General features: G+C 74.0%; 10 protein-coding genes and 1 pseudogene. 6 read left to right on the forward strand and 5 right to left on the reverse strand.

What is annotated here, in order from left to right:
• Positions 1 to 118 precede the first annotated feature (118 nt).
• Complete coding sequence (locus ACZ6QO_RS21885) at positions 119 to 604, reverse strand: MarR family winged helix-turn-helix transcriptional regulator (protein WP_465853280.1); 486 nt, start codon at positions 602 to 604, stop codon at positions 119 to 121.
• A 428-nt stretch (positions 605 to 1,032) separates the two neighbouring features.
• Here ACZ6QO_RS21885 and ACZ6QO_RS21890 point away from each other — a divergent pair, with 428 nt between their 5' ends.
• From ACZ6QO_RS21890 to ACZ6QO_RS21905, 4 genes are all read left to right on the forward strand, one after another.
• Positions 1,033 to 2,583 (forward strand): TIGR02677 family protein, encoded by a 1,551-nt coding sequence (locus ACZ6QO_RS21890; RefSeq protein ID WP_465853282.1) that lies wholly within the window; start codon positions 1,033 to 1,035, stop codon positions 2,581 to 2,583.
• Positions 2,580 to 4,022 (forward strand): DUF2398 family protein, encoded by a 1,443-nt coding sequence (locus ACZ6QO_RS21895; RefSeq protein ID WP_465853284.1) that lies wholly within the window; start codon positions 2,580 to 2,582, stop codon positions 4,020 to 4,022. Before ACZ6QO_RS21890 ends, ACZ6QO_RS21895 begins: the two co-directional genes overlap by 4 nt.
• Complete coding sequence (locus ACZ6QO_RS21900) at positions 4,019 to 8,515, forward strand: SbcC/MukB-like Walker B domain-containing protein (RefSeq protein ID WP_465853286.1); 4,497 nt, start codon at positions 4,019 to 4,021, stop codon at positions 8,513 to 8,515. Before ACZ6QO_RS21895 ends, ACZ6QO_RS21900 begins: the two co-directional genes overlap by 4 nt.
• 150 nt (positions 8,516 to 8,665) lie before the next feature.
• Entirely contained in the window at positions 8,666 to 8,947 is a 282-nt protein-coding gene (locus ACZ6QO_RS21905) for a WhiB family transcriptional regulator (RefSeq protein ID WP_465853288.1), read from the forward strand.
• A gap of 42 nt (positions 8,948 to 8,989) precedes the next feature.
• Here ACZ6QO_RS21905 and ACZ6QO_RS21910 read toward each other — a convergent pair whose 3' ends face one another.
• From ACZ6QO_RS21910 to ACZ6QO_RS21925, 4 genes are all read right to left on the reverse strand, one after another.
• Entirely contained in the window at positions 8,990 to 9,910 is a 921-nt protein-coding gene (locus ACZ6QO_RS21910; protein ID WP_465853290.1) for a carbohydrate ABC transporter permease, read from the reverse strand.
• A 12-nt stretch (positions 9,911 to 9,922) separates the two neighbouring features.
• Positions 9,923 to 10,840, reverse strand: coding sequence for a carbohydrate ABC transporter permease (locus tag ACZ6QO_RS21915; RefSeq protein ID WP_465853292.1), 918 nt, complete (start codon positions 10,838 to 10,840; stop codon positions 9,923 to 9,925).
• 210 nt (positions 10,841 to 11,050) lie between these two features.
• Positions 11,051 to 12,478 carry an N-acetylglucosamine/diacetylchitobiose ABC transporter substrate-binding protein gene (gene ngcE / locus ACZ6QO_RS21920; protein ID WP_465853294.1) on the reverse strand — a complete coding sequence of 476 codons (1,428 nt, stop codon included), beginning with the start codon at positions 12,476 to 12,478 and terminating at the stop codon, positions 11,051 to 11,053.
• A gap of 197 nt (positions 12,479 to 12,675) precedes the next feature.
• Positions 12,676 to 13,428, reverse strand: coding sequence for a sugar isomerase domain-containing protein (locus tag ACZ6QO_RS21925; RefSeq protein ID WP_465853296.1), 753 nt, complete (start codon positions 13,426 to 13,428; stop codon positions 12,676 to 12,678).
• 329 nt (positions 13,429 to 13,757) lie between these two features.
• Here ACZ6QO_RS21925 and ACZ6QO_RS21930 point away from each other — a divergent pair, with 329 nt between their 5' ends.
• Together ACZ6QO_RS21930 and ACZ6QO_RS21935 are read left to right on the forward strand one after the other, a co-directional pair.
• On the forward strand, positions 13,758 to 14,126 hold the full coding sequence (locus ACZ6QO_RS21930) for a hypothetical protein (protein ID WP_465853298.1): 369 nt from the start codon (positions 13,758 to 13,760) through the stop codon (positions 14,124 to 14,126).
• Positions 14,119 to 15,619 (forward strand): annotated as a pseudogene (locus tag ACZ6QO_RS21935) (hypothetical protein); the annotation flags it as partial. The gene ACZ6QO_RS21930 and the pseudogene ACZ6QO_RS21935, both read left to right, overlap by 8 nt.

Genomic DNA, 15,619 nt, shown 5'->3' on the forward strand with positions numbered 1-15,619 from the left:
ACGTACTGCTTGCGGGTGGCCGCCGCGCCCGTCCGGACGCCGGGCGCTCTCGACGTCGCCCGCGCTGTCTCCCGCGAACCCCCACACCCCCGGTGACTTGAATTTCGGGCGGGCGTCGCTACGCGCTGGTGCGCCTTCCCGCCGGGCGAGAGGGGCGGGGCGCGGAGGGCAGATGGTGGAGGGCGTGGACCAAGGGGGCCAGTTCGGGGAGGGTCTCGGCCTCGGCGAGGACGTTCGTCAGGACCGCGTCATGCGTGGGACGGGCCTGCCCGAGCAGCGTCCGTCCCTCGGCGGTGAGCTCGGTGTAGATGCCGCGGCGGTCGTCCTGGCACAGCACGCGCGTGAGCAGGCCGCGATCTTCCAGCCGGTTGACCAGCCGCGTGGTCGCACTGCTGGACAACGCGGCGGCCGTGGAGAGCTGCTGCATGCGCATGTGCCAGTCGTCCTGCCGCGACAGCGCGTCCAGGACGGTGAACTCGACGACCGAAAGCCCGTGACCGGCCTGCAGTTCGCGCTCGAGGGCGGTCTCGATCAGGCCGTGCAGCGCCGCGAGCGTGCGCCAGCCCTGCGCGCGCACCTCCACGGCGTCGTCGGCGATCGACATGAGCGCTTCCTCCTCGCGCGTGCCGCCCCGGCGGGCCCAGGTCGGACCATCGCATCCTACAGGCATACGGCGATTAGCGGCGTGTGCAAGTATTCCGCATTCGGGGTCATATGGCGGGCCGGGAAGGGGCCCGCGCGACCCTTCCGCCGGCGCGGAGAGCCCGGCCTGGAGCGCGAAGCGAGCAGGATGGTCTGCCGGTTCCCTCGTTGAGACTCCTCAAGGGCTGTGACGGCGGGCGCCGGCACGCGTGCCCGCCACACGAGAGCCGATCTTCGTGTATCCATGTATCGATCCTTTGTTCGCACTCGGGATCGCCGGGCACGTGGGTGAGAGCCGGGGGAGGGGACGGGCCGCTTCCCCGCGATGGGCGCCGATCGCCGCCGTGGGGCCGTTCCGCCGGACGGCCCGCGGCCGGCCGGGGGAGTGGCATGAGAGACAGAGCCGTCACGGGCGGGTCGCGCGCGTCCGAGCTGAGCGCGGTGGCGGTGAGCGACCGTTTCCGGTTGTTCAACTTCACCCGCCGCGACGACCACCTGGTCTACCTGTGGGTGCTGCGCGCGATGGACCGCCTGCGGGCGGTCCACCAGCTTCAGGCGCACCCCGACGACGTCGCCCGCGTGCTCGCCGAGCTGGGCCGCGCCCACGACCAGGTTCCCTCGGCGGAGGAGAACCTCCGCGCGCGCCTCGACGCCCTGGCCGAAGACGGGGTCGTCCACCGCCTGGAGGACGCCTCACGGGCGGGCAGCCTGGTGCGCTACCGCAACCGCCAGTCGGTGTACCAGTTCAGCGAGCTCGGCTACCAGGCGTTCGCCGCCGTCGAGGAGGTCCTTGCGGCCCGGCCGCAGGACGCCAACCTGTCCCGGCTGGTGTTCTCCGACATCCTCGACGACCTGCGGGCGCTGGCCGCCGCCAACCGCTCCGGCCACGGCGAGCAGGTCTGGCGCCGGCTGTCGCGCCTGGACGCCGTCATGGAGGACATGGCCCGCCGGTCCGCGCGCTTCCATCTCACGCTCGGCGAGATCACCCGCTCCACCGACGCATCCCCCGAGACGTTCCTGCGCTACAAGAACACCCTGCTCACGCACATGACCGACTTCATGGCCGAACTCGACCGCTACCTGCCCCGCCTGGACGAGGCCGTGCGCGACGTCGAGCGCACAGGGGTCGCCACCTTGCTCGGCCGGGCCGCCGCGGCCGACGAGCGGCCGTTCCTGGACCGCGGCGAGCGGCTCGAAGACTGGCGCCGCCGCTGGAGCGTCCTGCGCGCCTGGTTCGCCGCCGACGGCGCCGAGTCCTCCCGCGCCGCCGAGCTCCGCGCCGCCACCCGGACGGGCGTGTCCGGCGTCATCGCGCTGCTGCGCCAGCTCGCCGAGGCGCGGCGCGGCGGGGTCAACCGCGCGACCGAACTGCGCCACCTGGCCGAGTGGGTGTTCAACGCGCCTGACGAGGGCGCAGCCCACGCCCTGATGGCCGCCGCCTTCAACACGCGTTCGGCGCGCCACCTCGGCGGCGCCCACGAGGACGCCGACGACATCTCGGTCCGCTCCACCTGGTGGGACGCTCCCGGCGTGGAGATCTCGGTGCCGCTGTTCCGCAGGGGCAAGGCCCCGGCGCCGGGCGTCCCCCAGCCTGTGCGCGCACGGGCGGGCATCCGCGGCGAGCTGCGCCGCCGCCAGGCGTCCCACCGCGCCGCCGAACGCGCGGCCGCGGGCGGCCTGATCGAGGCCGGCGTGCACGGGCGCGTCCTGGACGAGGCCGAGACCCGTGTCGTCCTGAAGCTCCTCACCCGCGCGCTGGAGGCCCGCGCCGTCGTCTCCGGCCGGCTGCGCGACGCCTCCGGCGGCAACGAGGTGCTGACCGTCCGCCTGGTCCCCGCGCCGGAGGGCAGCGCGGTCCGCACCGCGCACGGCGTCCTGCACCTGCCGGGCCTGCGGCTGGAGCTCGTCCCCGCCGCGCACGCCAGGGGAGCGCGGCGATGAGCCCGCGCGGCGCCGCGGCCGGCGTCCTGCCCAGCGACCTCGGGTCCTACCAGCACGCCGTGCGGCTGGTCCTGACCAACGACCTGATCACCGCGGCGCGCCCGCGGCCGGGCGCGCTCGAACAGGTGCTGCAGTGGGCCGACCAGCTCACCCGCGACCTGCGCGAGCTGCTCGGCTACACGGTGATCGCCACCACCCGGCAGGTGCGCGTCGTGCGCCGCCTGGACGCGCTCGACGACACCCAGCGACACCTGTTCGCCAAGAAGGGCAGGCCGTTCGACCGCCGCCGCCTCGCCTACCTGTGCCTGGTGCTCGCCATGTTCCAGCGCTCGCGCGTGGAGATCAGCCTGGCCGACCTGGTGCGGGCCTTCGCGCCGGCCGCGGGGGCCGTCCCAGGGCTCGGCTTCGACCCCACGCTCGGCGCGCACAAGGCGGCGGTCGTCGACTGCCTCGACTGGCTGGTCGAGCGGGGCGCGCTGCGCATCTCCGACGGCTCACTGGACTCCTGGGCGCACGACACCGAGCGGGGCGACGCCCTGTTCGACATCGACCACGACATCTGCGCCATCCTGTTCAAGCCCGCACGCCCCGTACAGCACCTCACCAGCGCCGCCGGCCTGCTGGAGGGCTCGGACGGCGGCGCGCGCCCAGGGGAGGCGGCGCGCCGGGCCCGGCGCATGCTGCTGGAGTACCCGGTGGTCTACTACGCCGAGGTGGAGCCGGAGGTCGCCGAGGCGCTGCGCCACCCCGCCCTCGCCACCGACCTCGCCAGGCTCACCGGGCTGGTCGTGGAGCGCCGCGCGGAGGGCGTCATGCTCGCCGACCCCGCGGGGCGCTTCACCGACAAGCCGTTCCCCGGCAGGGGCGGCGCCGTCAACCGGGCGGCCGGCCTGCTGCTGGCCAAGATGGCCGACCTGCTGGAGGACCCGGACGAGCGGGCGTCGCTGCGGTTCGTCGAGCCGGTCGCCGAGGCCGGCGACCGCCGAGAGCTGCTGGCCCGCGTCGACGCCGCGCTGCCGCTGGCGGGGGTGGTCGGCGCGCTCGCCTGGACGCCGCCGCCGCCCGTCCCCGCGCCCGCGTCCGCCGCGTCCGCCGTGCCCGCCGTGGAAGGACGGGCCGGTGCGGGGGATGCGGCCCCGGCGCGGTGGCCGCTCATCGAGCGGGCCCGGCTGGCCGGCATGATCCACGAGCTGTACGACGAGCTCGGAGCGGCGTCCTTCTCGGCCGCCTGGCAGCACGATCCGGAAGGCCTGCTGGAGGCCGCGGTGACGCTGCTGGCCGAGCTGCGCCTGGTGCGGCGGCACCCCGGCGGGCTGCTGCCGCTCCCGGCGTTCGCCCGCTATCGCAACATCACCCTGGCCCTGCCCGACAAGCGCGCCGGACAGGGCCGCCTGGCCCTGGAACCGCCGGCGTCTCCCGCGGAGGAACCCTCTTCATGACACCCGCTCACGGCCGATTCAAACCGTCCCGCGCCGGTGTGATCAACATCTGGGACTACATCGACGAGGAGTTCGTCTTCGCCGACGGGCGTCTGGTGCTGCGCGGGCACAACGGGTCGGGCAAGACCAAGGCCCTTGAGGTGCTGTTCCCGTTCATCCTCGACGGGGTGAGCGACGCCAGGCGCCTCGACCCGTTCAGCGGCGAGAACCGCACGATGAAGTCCAACCTCCTCTACCGCGGCCAGGAGGCCGAGTACGGCTACGTGTGGATGGAGTTCACCCGCGACGACCGCGACGGCCCCCACGACCGCGCGGACGCCGAGCGCGCCGCGGACCACGAACACGGCGAGGCCGTGACGCTGATCATCGGGCTGCGCGCCCACCGGCACCGCGACGGCGTCACACCGTCGTTCTTCGTCACCGGCAGGCGCGTCGGCGTCGACTTCGGCCTGCTGTCCGCCGATTCCCGGCCCCTCACCGAGAAGCAGCTCAAGGCGTCGCTGGAGCCCGGAGCCCGCTGTCGGACGGCCACCGATTACCGCGCGGCCGTGGACGCCCGCCTGTTCGGGCTCGGCAAGGAGCGCTACGCCCAGCTGCTGGACCTGCTTCTGGCCCTGCGCCGCCCGCTGCTCGCCAAGGACCTCGACCCGCTGAAGGTGTCCGACACCCTCAGCGCGGGGCTCAGCCCCGTCGACCCGGTCCTCGTCGAGCAGGCGGCCCGCGACTTCGAGAACCTCGCCGCCGTGCAACGCCTCTTCGACGACCTCACCCTCGCCGACGGGGCGGTCAAGGAGTTCCTGGTCCACTACACCGCATACCTGCGCGCCCACATCCGCCACCAGCTCGACCGCATCGGCGAGCGCACGCAGGCCGCGGCCGGCGGCGCCGCCCGCGTCGCCCAGGCGGCAGCCGAGCTGCGCCGCGCCCGCGCCGCCCGCGAGGAGGCCGCGGCCGGCCGCGAGGCCGCGCAGGCCGAGCTCGACCGCTACGACGGCCGGCTCTCGGCGCTCAAGCAGCACGAGGCCTACCAGGCCAGGGGAGAGCTGGACGGGCTGCGCCGGCAGATCGCCGACGAGGGCGCCGGCATCGGCAAGGAGCGGCGGCGCCTGGACCAGGCGCGCGAGCACGTCGCCAAGCTCGGCGCCGAGGCGGCGAAGGTCGCCGAACGGCTCGACGGCGCGCGCGCCGAGGCCGACCGCCGCCTGAACGAGCTGGTGGAGTTCGCGGGCAGGGCCGGGGTGGCGGGCGGCGCCGAGATCGCCGAGGCCGAGCCCGAGGAGGGCCTGGCCATGGCCAGGGCCCGCGCCGCCGCCCGGCGCGGCGACGTGGAGACCGTGCGCGGCCACCTCGCCGCGCTGGAGGCCGCCGAGGCCCGCCGCGGGCGCGCCGAGCGGTCGGTGCAGGAGGCCGACCGAGCGGCCGCCGCCACCGCGGAACGCCTGGCCGGTGACCAGGAGGCGCTCGACCAGGCCCGCCGCCAGGCCGCCGGCGACCTGACCCGATGGGCCCGGCGCTGGGTCATCCCGGCCGCCGCCTCCGCCGCCATTCCCGCGACCACCGCGACGCCCTCTTCTCCGTCCACCGCTGGGTCCCCCTCTGCCGCCGCGTCCGGCCAGACTCCCGCCTCCGCGACCGTCTCCGCGACCCCCTCCACGTCCGCGTTCACGGAGTCCGGCGCGTTCGCGGAGCCGGGTGTGGCGACGGAGGCCGATCTGCGGGTGCTGCAGGAGACGCTCGACGGCATCGGCGAGCCGGGGGCGCGCCGGCTGCCGGAGGTCTTCGGCGAAGTGACCGAGGAGCGCCGCGCCCAGGTGATCGAGGCGCGGGCCCGCGTGGACGCCGAGCGGGCCCGCCTCGGCGCCCTCCTGCGTGAGCTGCGCGCGGAGCGGGACGCCGTCGCGGCCGAACGCGACGACGCCCCGCCCGGCGGGGTCACCTCCGAAGCGGGTTCGATCGGTGCGGACGGCGCCGCCTCGGCCGCTGACGGGACGGGCGCCGGTCCCGGCGCGGAGGTGCGGGCGGGAGCGCCGTTGTGGCGGCTGGTGCGGTTCGCCGACGGCGTGGACGAACGATCCGCCGCCGGCGTCGAGGGCGCGCTGGACGGCGCCGGGCTGCTCACCGCCTGGGTCCACCCCGACCCCGAGCTGACCATGGCCGAGCTCGCCGCGGGGCGGACCGGCCGCTACCTGGTCGCGATGCCCGAGGAGCGGCGGCCGGCCGGGCGCACCCTCGCAGACGTCCTGGTCGCCGAGGAACAGGACATGGTCGCCCGCGAGGTCGTCGAGGCCGTCCTGCGGTCCGTGGCCGTCGGAGACGACCTGGCCGGCGGCTTCCCGGTGGTGAGCACCGACGCCCGGTACGGCCTCGGCCCGCATCTCGGCGGCCGGCCCAAGGAGGCGGCGGAGTACATCGGGGCCACGGCACGCGCCGCGCGCCGCCGGGCGCGCCTCGCCGGCTACGACGGCCTCATCGCCGGGCACGCCGCCACCCTCGCCGGCCTGGACGAGGAGTCCGATCGTCTCGGCGGCGTCGTGGCCGACTTCGGCCGTGCGCGCAAGGAACTGCCCGAGACCTCGCCGATCGTGGCGGCGGCGCGCGGCGTCGCCGACCGTGCCACCCGCCTGGCCGTGGCCCGCTCACGGCTGGAGGAGGCCGGCAGGGAACTCGACGGCATGGTCGCCGAGGCGGGCGCGGCGGGCCGAAGGCTCCGGCAGGCCGCCGCCGAGCTGTCGATGCCGCGCGACCCGCGCGAGGTGGACGCCGTCGCCCAGGCGCTGGACGACCTCACCCGCGCCGCCGAAGGGCTGCGCGCCGAGCGCGACAAGGCGGCCACCGCCCAGAGCGACCTCGCCGAGCGCGAGGAGACCGTCGAACGGCTGGCCGGCGAGCACGCCGAGGCCGCCGAGGCCCTCGCCGCCCGGGAGGCCGCCCACGCGGTGCTCGCCGAGCGGCTGGAGACGCTCGAACGCACCTTCGACGCCGACCTGAAGGACGTGCTCGGCCGCGTCGCCGAGACCGAACGGCTGATCGCCCGCGCACGCGCCGCCCGCGACGAGCGCGACCGCGCCGCCACCCGCGAGCGGGAGGCCGAGGTGCTGGCCGGGGCCGAGCTGGAACACGCGCGTGAGTCCCTGACCGGCGCCTTCGAGGCCCTGGCCGAGCAGGTCGCCGAGTTCGTCCCCTACACCCGGGCCGACCTGCGCCCGCTCGCCGGCGTCGCCGACGCCACGCCGTGGCCGCGGGAGAACGACCCGAGGGGCCCCGAGCAGGCCGCCAAGACCGTCGCCGACCTGATGCTCGAACACCCCGCGCCGGACCCGGTGGACAGCGTCCGCGCCACCCTGCCGCCGGACGCGCTGACCATCATCGACGCGTACGACGCGGCCACCCGGGGAGGGCGGGCCGTGACCGGCGCCACGTTGAAGAACACCCTGGACCGCGTCTCCAACGGGCTGCGCGACTTCCAGGCGGCGCTGGAACGCTGCCAGGAGGACTACCGGCTCGACTGGGAGCCGGGCGCGGTGCTGGCCGTCCACGTGATCGACGCCGACGGGCGGACGCCGGTGTCGGCCTTCGCCCGCGCCGTCGCCGGACGGGCCGCCGAGCAGGGCGTCCTGCTGGAGGACCGCGAGCGCACCGTCCTTGAGGACGAACTGCTCGCCGGACTGGCACAGCAGATCCACTCCCGCGTGGCCGCCGCCAGGGAGCTGGTGCGCGGCATGAACGCCGACACCCGGTCCAAGCCCATGTCCTCCGGCACCACGATCGGCATCCGCTGGGTCCTGTCCGACCGCATCGACGAGACGCGGCGCGCGGTGGCGGGGATGCTGGTGCGCGACGTCTCCGCGCTCGACGGGCGGGGACTGGCGGCGCTCCGCGGGCACCTGCGGCAGATGATCAGGGACCACCGGGGCCGCAACTCGCGGGCCACCTACAAAGAGGCGCTCGCCGCGGCCCTGGACTACCGCTCCTGGTACACCTTCGAGCTGCTGATGGCCCGGCGCGGCGAGCCGGAGGTCCGGCTGACGCGGGCCAGGCACTCCCAGATGTCCGGCGGTGAGAAGTCGGCGTCGATCCACCTGCCGCTGTTCGCCGCCGCGAACGCGCTGTACTCCTCGGGGCGGGCGTCGTCCCCGCGGGTGATCGCGCTGGACGAGGCGTTCGCCGGCATCGACGACAACTACAAGCCCGAGCTGCTCGGCCTGACCGTGCGGTTCGGCCTGGACCTGTTCATGACCGGCCACGACCTGTGGTGCACCTACCCGACCGTCCCGATGATCGCCCACTACGACCTGATGCACGACAGCGAGCTCCGGACGGTGTCGACGATCCTCGCGCTGTGGGACGGGGCCCAGGTGTTCGACGCGGACGCGGGGTACGCCGGCAACGACGAGCTGGTGGAGGAGCTGCTCGGCTTCACCCCGCGCCGCCACGTGCCCCCCGGATCCGCCCAGGAGGCCTTGTACGCCGAAGATGACGACGAAGAGGAGTGATCCCCGACGGCTCCGGCCGAGATCACCGGACCGAAATCATCAAAACGGACTTCTTAAATTAATTCCACAAACATGTGTCAAGCCCGTCAGAGCGGGCACGCGAACCCTCGGCAGACACCGCATAACGCCACTCACTCTCATGGGATCGCTATGGTCATCCAGGACATCCTCATACCGGCCGTTTCGTGGCTGCGTCGTGCCGCCTGCCGCGGTGAGGACCCCGAGCTGTTCTTCCCGATCTCGGCGAAGGGGCCCGGTTACGCGCAGCACGAACGGGCCAAGGCCGTGTGCCGCCGCTGCCCGGTGCAGAACCCGTGCCTGGAGTACGCCTTGCGGACCGGGCAGGAGCACGGCATATGGGGAGGCACCGACCCGGACGAGCGCCGGGCCAGCGCCGCGAGGAGCCGCGACCGTTACGTGCGCACCGGCTAGCGGCGCCTTCGGCGGCCGGCCGGGCGCGGCGGCCCGCCGCCGTCACTTGAGCGCGCCCGCGGTCAGGCCCGACTGGATCTGACGCTGGAAGACCGTGTACACGATCAACATGGGCAGTATCGCCATGCTGAGCGCCGCGAACAGCGCCGACCAGTCCGCGTCGTACCCGGCCGACGTCGAGATGTCGGCGATGCCCTGGGTCAGCACCCACTTGTCCTTGGACTGGCCGCTGAGCAGCACCAGGGGGATCTGGTACTGGTTCCACTGCCCGAGCACGTTGAAGATCGTGATGCTGACGATGCCCGGCCTGGCCATCGGCAGCATGATCTGGAAGAACACCCTGCCGTGCGAGGCCCCGTCCACGAACGCGGCCTCGGCGACCGCCCCGGGCAGCGTGCGGAAGAACGCCGACAGGAAGAAGACGGTGAACGGCAGCGAGTAGGCGATGTACACCAGCACCAGCCCGCCGTGGGTGTCCAGCCCGATGAACCGGCCGATCACCGGCAGCGTGCCCATGTTCTGCACCACGAAGAACAGCGGGGTCAGCGCCAGGTACACCGGGAAGGCCAGCCCGGAGACGAACAGCAGGTAGATCGCCCGGTTGCCGCGGAAGCGGTAGCGCGCCAGCACGTACGCCGCCATCGACCCCAGCAGCATGGTGCCGAACGTGGAGAACCCCACCACGACGACACTGTTGATCATGTACCGGCCGACGTGCGCGGTGTCCCAGGCCCGAGCCCAGTTGTCCCAGCGCGGCGAGGCGGGCGGCGACCACGCGCTGCCGAAGATCTCGTCCTCGCTCTTGACCGAGGCGAGGAACGTCCACAGGATCGGCACCGCCACCAGCACCGTCCACACGACCAGCGCCAGGTGCGACAGCCCCGAAAGCGGCCCGAGACGGGCCCTGCGCCGCTCGCGCGCCGCGATCCGGCCGAACGTCGTCTTCCCTGCCCGTGAAACCACGCCGCCCCCTGCTCAGAACTCGATGCGCTCGCGCCGCGACAGGCGCATGGCCAGTGCCGCGAAGGCGACGGTGAAGAAGAACAGCACCACGCCCAAGGCCGAGGCGTAGCCGAACCTGAAGTACTGGAAGGCGTTGCGGTAGATCTCGGCGGCCATCACGGTCGTGGAGTGGTCGGGGCCGCCGTGCTCGGCGGTCATCACCCACACGATGGCGAACACGTCCAGAGCGGCGATGCCGAGGTAGACCAGCCCCACCTGGACGGTGTCCCACAGCAGCGGCAGGGTGACGTGGAAGAACAGCTGCGCGCGCCCCGCGCCGTCGATGCGGGCGGCCTCGTACATCTCGCGGGGGATGGAGGCCATGCCCGCGGAGAACAGCACCACGTAGAAGCCGACGGCCTGCCAGACCAGCACGCCGAGGATCGACCAGAACGCCACGCCGGGGTCGGACAGGAAGCCGACCGGCTCCAGCCCGAGCGCCATCAGCGGGGCGTTCAGCATGCCGCTCCTGTCCGGCCGGAACACCTGCTGGAACAGCACGGCGACGATCGCGACGGCCAGCACCTGGGGGAAGAAGAACACCACGCGGTAGAAGCGGGAGCCGAAGACCCCGCCGTGCCCGCTGGACTCCCCGCCCACGTTGAGCAGGAAGGCGAAGAACAGGGCGATGGCGATGGTCAGCAGCGGCAGCAGCACCAGCAGCAGGGCGTTGTGGCCGACCGCCGTCCAGAACACCGAGTCGGCGAACAGCCTGCGGAAGTTGTCCAGCCCGATGAACCGCGGGTTGGCGCTGACGCCCCGCCAGTCGGTCATCGCGATGTAGAACGCCTGCGCGTACGGCGCGATCACGTAGATCAGGTACAGCGCCACCGGCAGCGCCAGGAAGCCCGCGATGAACCGCGCCCGCGCGGCGTCGGCCCTGCGGATCACGGCGAGCCGTCCGGGCGTCCGCCGGTGGTCGGATGGGGCATGGGGGACCTCTGCTCTCTGTCGTCGGCGGCGCGGACACGTGCCGGCGCGCGCCGCGGGCGCGCGACCTGACGTGCCCGCGGGCGCGGCCCGGCGTGCCCTGGGGGCGGCCCGGCGTGCCCATGGGCGGGCGCGCGGGAGAGGCCGGGCGCGGCCTCTCCCTCCATCGTGTCAGCGGGTGAACTTCTTGACCGAGGAGTCGTTCTTGATCTCGTCGGCCTTCTTCTGGCACCGGTCGGCCCACTCGGCGACCTTCAGCCGGCCCGCCATGAGCTGGCCGGTGGCCGCGGCCACCTCGTCGTGCAGCGGCTGGTACCACTGGCGGAAGCGGAAGTAGGTGGTGTTGGTCCCGGCGTTCCGCAGCGCCCCCGCCGCGGCCGCGAGGCCCGGCGTGAGCGAGCGGCCCTCGGAGGCGCCCTTGACCACCGTGAGCGTGCTGAGCAGCTCGCTGAACTTCCCGGCGCCCTCCTTGGAGAGCATGGCGCGCATGTACTCCATGCCGGCGCGGGGATTGGCCGACCTGGCGGCCACGAAGTACTCCTCGCCCGGCCGGGAGTGCACGGTGCCGTAGGGCAGGGCGTCGGCGTCGGAGAACGACGGGAGCGGGAACATCGAGTACTGGAAATCGGACGGGGTCGAGTCCTTCTGCTCGTTCTCCAGCCACGACCCGCAGGGCAGCATGGCGACCTGGTACTTGTTGTGCGCCGTCTGGGTCTGGATGTGGTCCAGGCCCTGGGTGCCCTGCAGCAGGTACTTGGCGCCGATGTCGGCGAACGCCCCCGCCGCCTTGGCGACCGGCTCGGCCTTCCACGCCCCGTCCGCCAGGTTGTCGATGTTCTTCAGCACATCGGCCCCCCCGATCTTGGCGGCGAGGGTGAGGATCGTCTCGTAGATGTAGAACGGGTGCTTGCCCGCGTAGGTGAACGGCGCGCACTTGCCGGACTTCTTGATCGTCTCGCAGAGCGCGGTGAACTCCTCCCAGGTCTTGGGCACCTGCCAGCCGTTGTCGTCGAACAGCTTCTTGGAGTACCAGATGCCCCACACCGTGTTGGCGTAGGTGAGCACGCAGTACTTGCCGTCGTAGGTGCCGAGCTCGATGGCCGCGGGCAGGATGGTGTCGCGCACCTTGACGCCCGGGTCGTCCCAGGCGGGGGCGTCGAGCAGCTCGCCCAGATCCTGCAGCTGGCCGTCCTGGGCCAGGGCGCCGAAGTCCATCGAGTTGTCGCCGGAGTTGTTCACGAACTCGGGCGGGTCACCCGCGGCGAACCTCGGCTGCAGCGTCTTGGCGATCTCCTTGGTGGCCGTGTGCTTGATCTGGACCTTGGCGTGCCTGCTGGTGAACAGCGGTTCGTGGATGTTCCTGGCGTAGGCGTCGCCGTACCCGCCGTCGAAGATGACCACCTCGAACGGCTTGTCCTCGGCCACGCCGAGCGGGTTGGCGGCGGTCTTGGGCCCGGTGGCCTGGGACGCCGGGCCGGAGGGGCCGCCGTTGCCCGCCGGGGTCGCGCACGCCGACAGCGTGCCGGCCGCGGGGAGCAGCAGGCCCGCGAGGGCGGCGCTTCGCAGCAGCTCGCGCCGGGTGACAGGGTGTTGCGCCATCAGTCCTCCTGGGGGGCGGGAGTCCCGTCCCGCCGTGGCCGGGCCCGCGGGGCCCGCCGCGGCGGGACGGTCCTTCGGTCGATCGAGCTGATCGGGTCTCGTACGGTCGGGAGGTCACCGGCGGCCGCATGGCCGGGGCCTGGTCTTCCACGTCATCGGCGTCATCGGCGTCATCCGTGTCATCCGTGTCATCCGTGTCATCCGCCGCGGCGGATGCGCCCGGCATAGCGGCTCTCCAGCGCCCGGTTGTGCTCGTCGCCGCCGACGACGTTGGCCGACCGGTAGATCGGCGGCGTCTCGCCGGCGTCCAGCAGCTCCCTGACCACCTCCGCCACGACCATCTGCGCGAGCAGCGCGGAGGTGATCGTCGACACCGCCCCGAACGTGCCGCCCTCGGGGAGCGGGATGACGGCGTCACCGTAGGGCGCGCCGTTGTCCAGCACGACGTCGGCGAGGTCGAGCAGCTTGAGGCCGCTGGGATGGCGGGACGTCATCTCGTTGCTGTGCCGCACCGACGTCAGGGCGACGAGCTTGTGCCCGCGTTCCTTGACGATCGTGGCCAGCTCCACCACCGAGCCGTTCACCCCCGAGCTGGAGATCATGACGAAGGCGTCCTGCGGCCGCACCGGCGCCAGCTCGTAGATGCGCCGCGCGATGGACGGGTCGCGTTCCAGCTCGGGGGAGCCGAGCAGGCCGGGCGGCTCCCCGCCGTACAGCACCAGGTCGCGCAGGGCCAGCCGGTTGGTGGGGACCAGCCCGCCGGCCCGTCCGGCGATCTCCATGGCGATCGCCTCCGAGTGGCCCGAGCCGAACGCCTGGATCACCCCGTCGCCGCGCAGGCAGGCGCACAGCAGCGCCGCGGCGTCGCGCACGGCGGGCTCCTGGCTGGTGGCGACCTCGCGCACCAGCCTCTCGGCCTTCTCAACGTAGGCGGCGGCACTGACGTGCAATCGTCTCAGCTCCCTTCCACGCGGCGGCCTTCGACGGCCTTGATCGTCGATTCGAACGCGTGGCTGGGATGCTCGACGGGCGGCCATGCCGCGTCCGGGTGCCCTGCTGGAGCTTCACCATCGGATGAAAATAATTGCCTACGACCGGCGAGCTTAGCAAGAACAGTTTCATCACATTTCGGGCGGTCCCTTTCCGGCCGGCCTGGCGGCCGGCGGCGCCGCATCCGCGCCGAGCCGGTACCGAGCCGGTATCGGTCCGATATTGAAGGCCGCCCCGCGTTGGAGGACGGTGAGGGCAGTCGTCGGACCCGGATGCCGGGGAGGGTGTCATGTGGGGTCGCCGATCACGTAAGAAGGGCGGCGGCCTGACGCGCGAGGAGGCCCTCACCCTGCTGCGGTGGGAGCAGGGCGAGATCTTCCGGTTCCTCGGCGAGATGACGCCCCTCCAGCCGCTGTACGCCGGGGTCGCCGAACTGCTGCGCGCCTCGGGCCCCGCCGAGGTTCTCGACGTCTGCCGCCGCCATCCTTACCTGCTGACCGACCAGGGCGACGCGGGACTGGAGTCGGTGCTGCTGTACGCCGAGATGATCAACGTGGTGCTCTTCCTGCCGGCGATGAGGGACCGGCAGCGGTGGCTGCGCCACCTGCGCGAGGCCGAGGTGCGTCCCGACCGCCTGCGCCCGCCGTCCGATGAGTGACCGGAGCGTCTACGTCCCGCGCGGCCTGATCGCCACCCGGCGCTGGCTCGACGGCCCCCGCTCCGGCGGGACGGGCGCGGGCGCGGTGATCGGCGCCGCCCGCGTCGGCGCGGCCCTCGCACGGCAGGGCCGGCCGGAGGCGGCCACGACGTGGCTGCGCGCCGCGGCCGAGGCCGGCGAGCAGGAGGCGATGCGCCACCTCGGCGGCCTGCTCACCAACGCGGGCGAACTGGAGGAGGGGGAGTCGTGGCTTCGCCGCGCGGCCGGCGCGGGCGACGGCGAGGCGATGCTGCACCTCGGCCGGCTGCTGCTCTTCCTCGGCCGCCGCGAGGAGTCCGCCGTCTGGCTGGAGCGCGCGGCCACGGCGGACTGGCGGCTGGTCGCCCCCCTGGTCGCCGACCTGCGGCAGCGGGGCGCGACGGCCGACGCCGACCGGTGGGCCCGCCACGCCGCCGAGGCCGGCGACGCCGACATGGCCGTCGACCTCGCCGTGTCGATGCTCCTGCGAGGCGAGAACGCCGGGGCCGACCGGTGGTTCGCCCTGGCCGAGCGGCTCGGGCACACCGGTACGGGCCTGGCCCGCTGGGCGGTCGCCCACCGGTTGGGGGACGCCGCGGGGCAGCGGCGGTGGCTGGAGGAGGCCGCGGCCGCGGGCGAGCCCGCGGCGGTTGTCACGCTGGCCGCCACGCTCGCCGAGGCGGGCGACGAGGGCCGGGCCGCGGCCCTGCTCGTCCCGGTCGCCGAGGGGGGCGACGCGCAGGCCCAGACGATGCTGGCCTGGCTGCTCACCCGTCGCGGGGACCACGGCACGGCGGTCCGCTGGGCACGCGCCGCCGCCGCCGGAGGACAGGCCGGGGACGTCGTCGCGATCGGCGAGGCCCTGCTGGAACGGGGCCGCGCCGAGGAGGCCGAGCAGGTGCTGCGCGCGTGCGCCGACGCCGGCGACGCCGGGGGACGGCTCGGCCTCGGCCGGGTGCTGCTGATGCGCGGCGAGGCGGCCGAGGCGGCCAGGTGCCTGCGCGACCCGGCAAACCAGGGGTTGCGGGACGCCGGTCTGCTGCTCGGCATGGCCCTCATGGAGACCGGGGACGACAACGGCGCGCGGCGGGCCTTCCACCGCGCGGCCGCCGCCGGAGACGGCAGGGCCGCGCACAAACTGGGCGTCATGGCCTACCGGGCGGGCGACCGCCGGGCCGCGGAGGAGTGGTACCTGCGAGGGGCGCGCGCGGGGGAGGCGAGCTCCATGTACAACCTCGCCCTGCTGGTCGGCGAGCGCGACGAGGCGGCCGGCCACCGCTGGCTGGTCACGGCGGCCGCGCACGGCCACGCCCACGCGGCGCTGCGGGCCGGCGTCGCCGAGGCCGTGAACGGGCGGACCGAGGAGGCCATGCGCTGGCTGGGGGGGGGGGGGGGGGGGGGGGGGGGGGAGAGGGGGGGGGGGGGGGGGGGGGGGGGGGGGGGGGGGGGGGGGGGGGGGGGGGGGGGGGACGAAA

The sequence above is a fragment of the Sphaerisporangium sp. NPDC049457 genome (assembly GCF_055586705.1).

Coding starts and splice junctions, on each gene's coding strand:
- ACZ6QO_RS21930 (WP_465853298.1), top strand. CDS start 13,758: ATGTGGGGTCGCCGATCACGTAAGAAGGGCGGCGGCCTGACGCGCGAG.
- ACZ6QO_RS21905 (WP_465853288.1), top strand. CDS start 8,666: ATGGTCATCCAGGACATCCTCATACCGGCCGTTTCGTGGCTGCGTCGT.
- ACZ6QO_RS21890 (WP_465853282.1), top strand. CDS start 1,033: ATGAGAGACAGAGCCGTCACGGGCGGGTCGCGCGCGTCCGAGCTGAGC.
- ACZ6QO_RS21885 (WP_465853280.1), bottom strand. CDS start 604: ATGTCGATCGCCGACGACGCCGTGGAGGTGCGCGCGCAGGGCTGGCGC.
- ACZ6QO_RS21895 (WP_465853284.1), top strand. CDS start 2,580: ATGAGCCCGCGCGGCGCCGCGGCCGGCGTCCTGCCCAGCGACCTCGGG.
- ACZ6QO_RS21900 (WP_465853286.1), top strand. CDS start 4,019: ATGACACCCGCTCACGGCCGATTCAAACCGTCCCGCGCCGGTGTGATC.
- ngcE (WP_465853294.1), bottom strand. CDS start 12,478: ATGGCGCAACACCCTGTCACCCGGCGCGAGCTGCTGCGAAGCGCCGCC.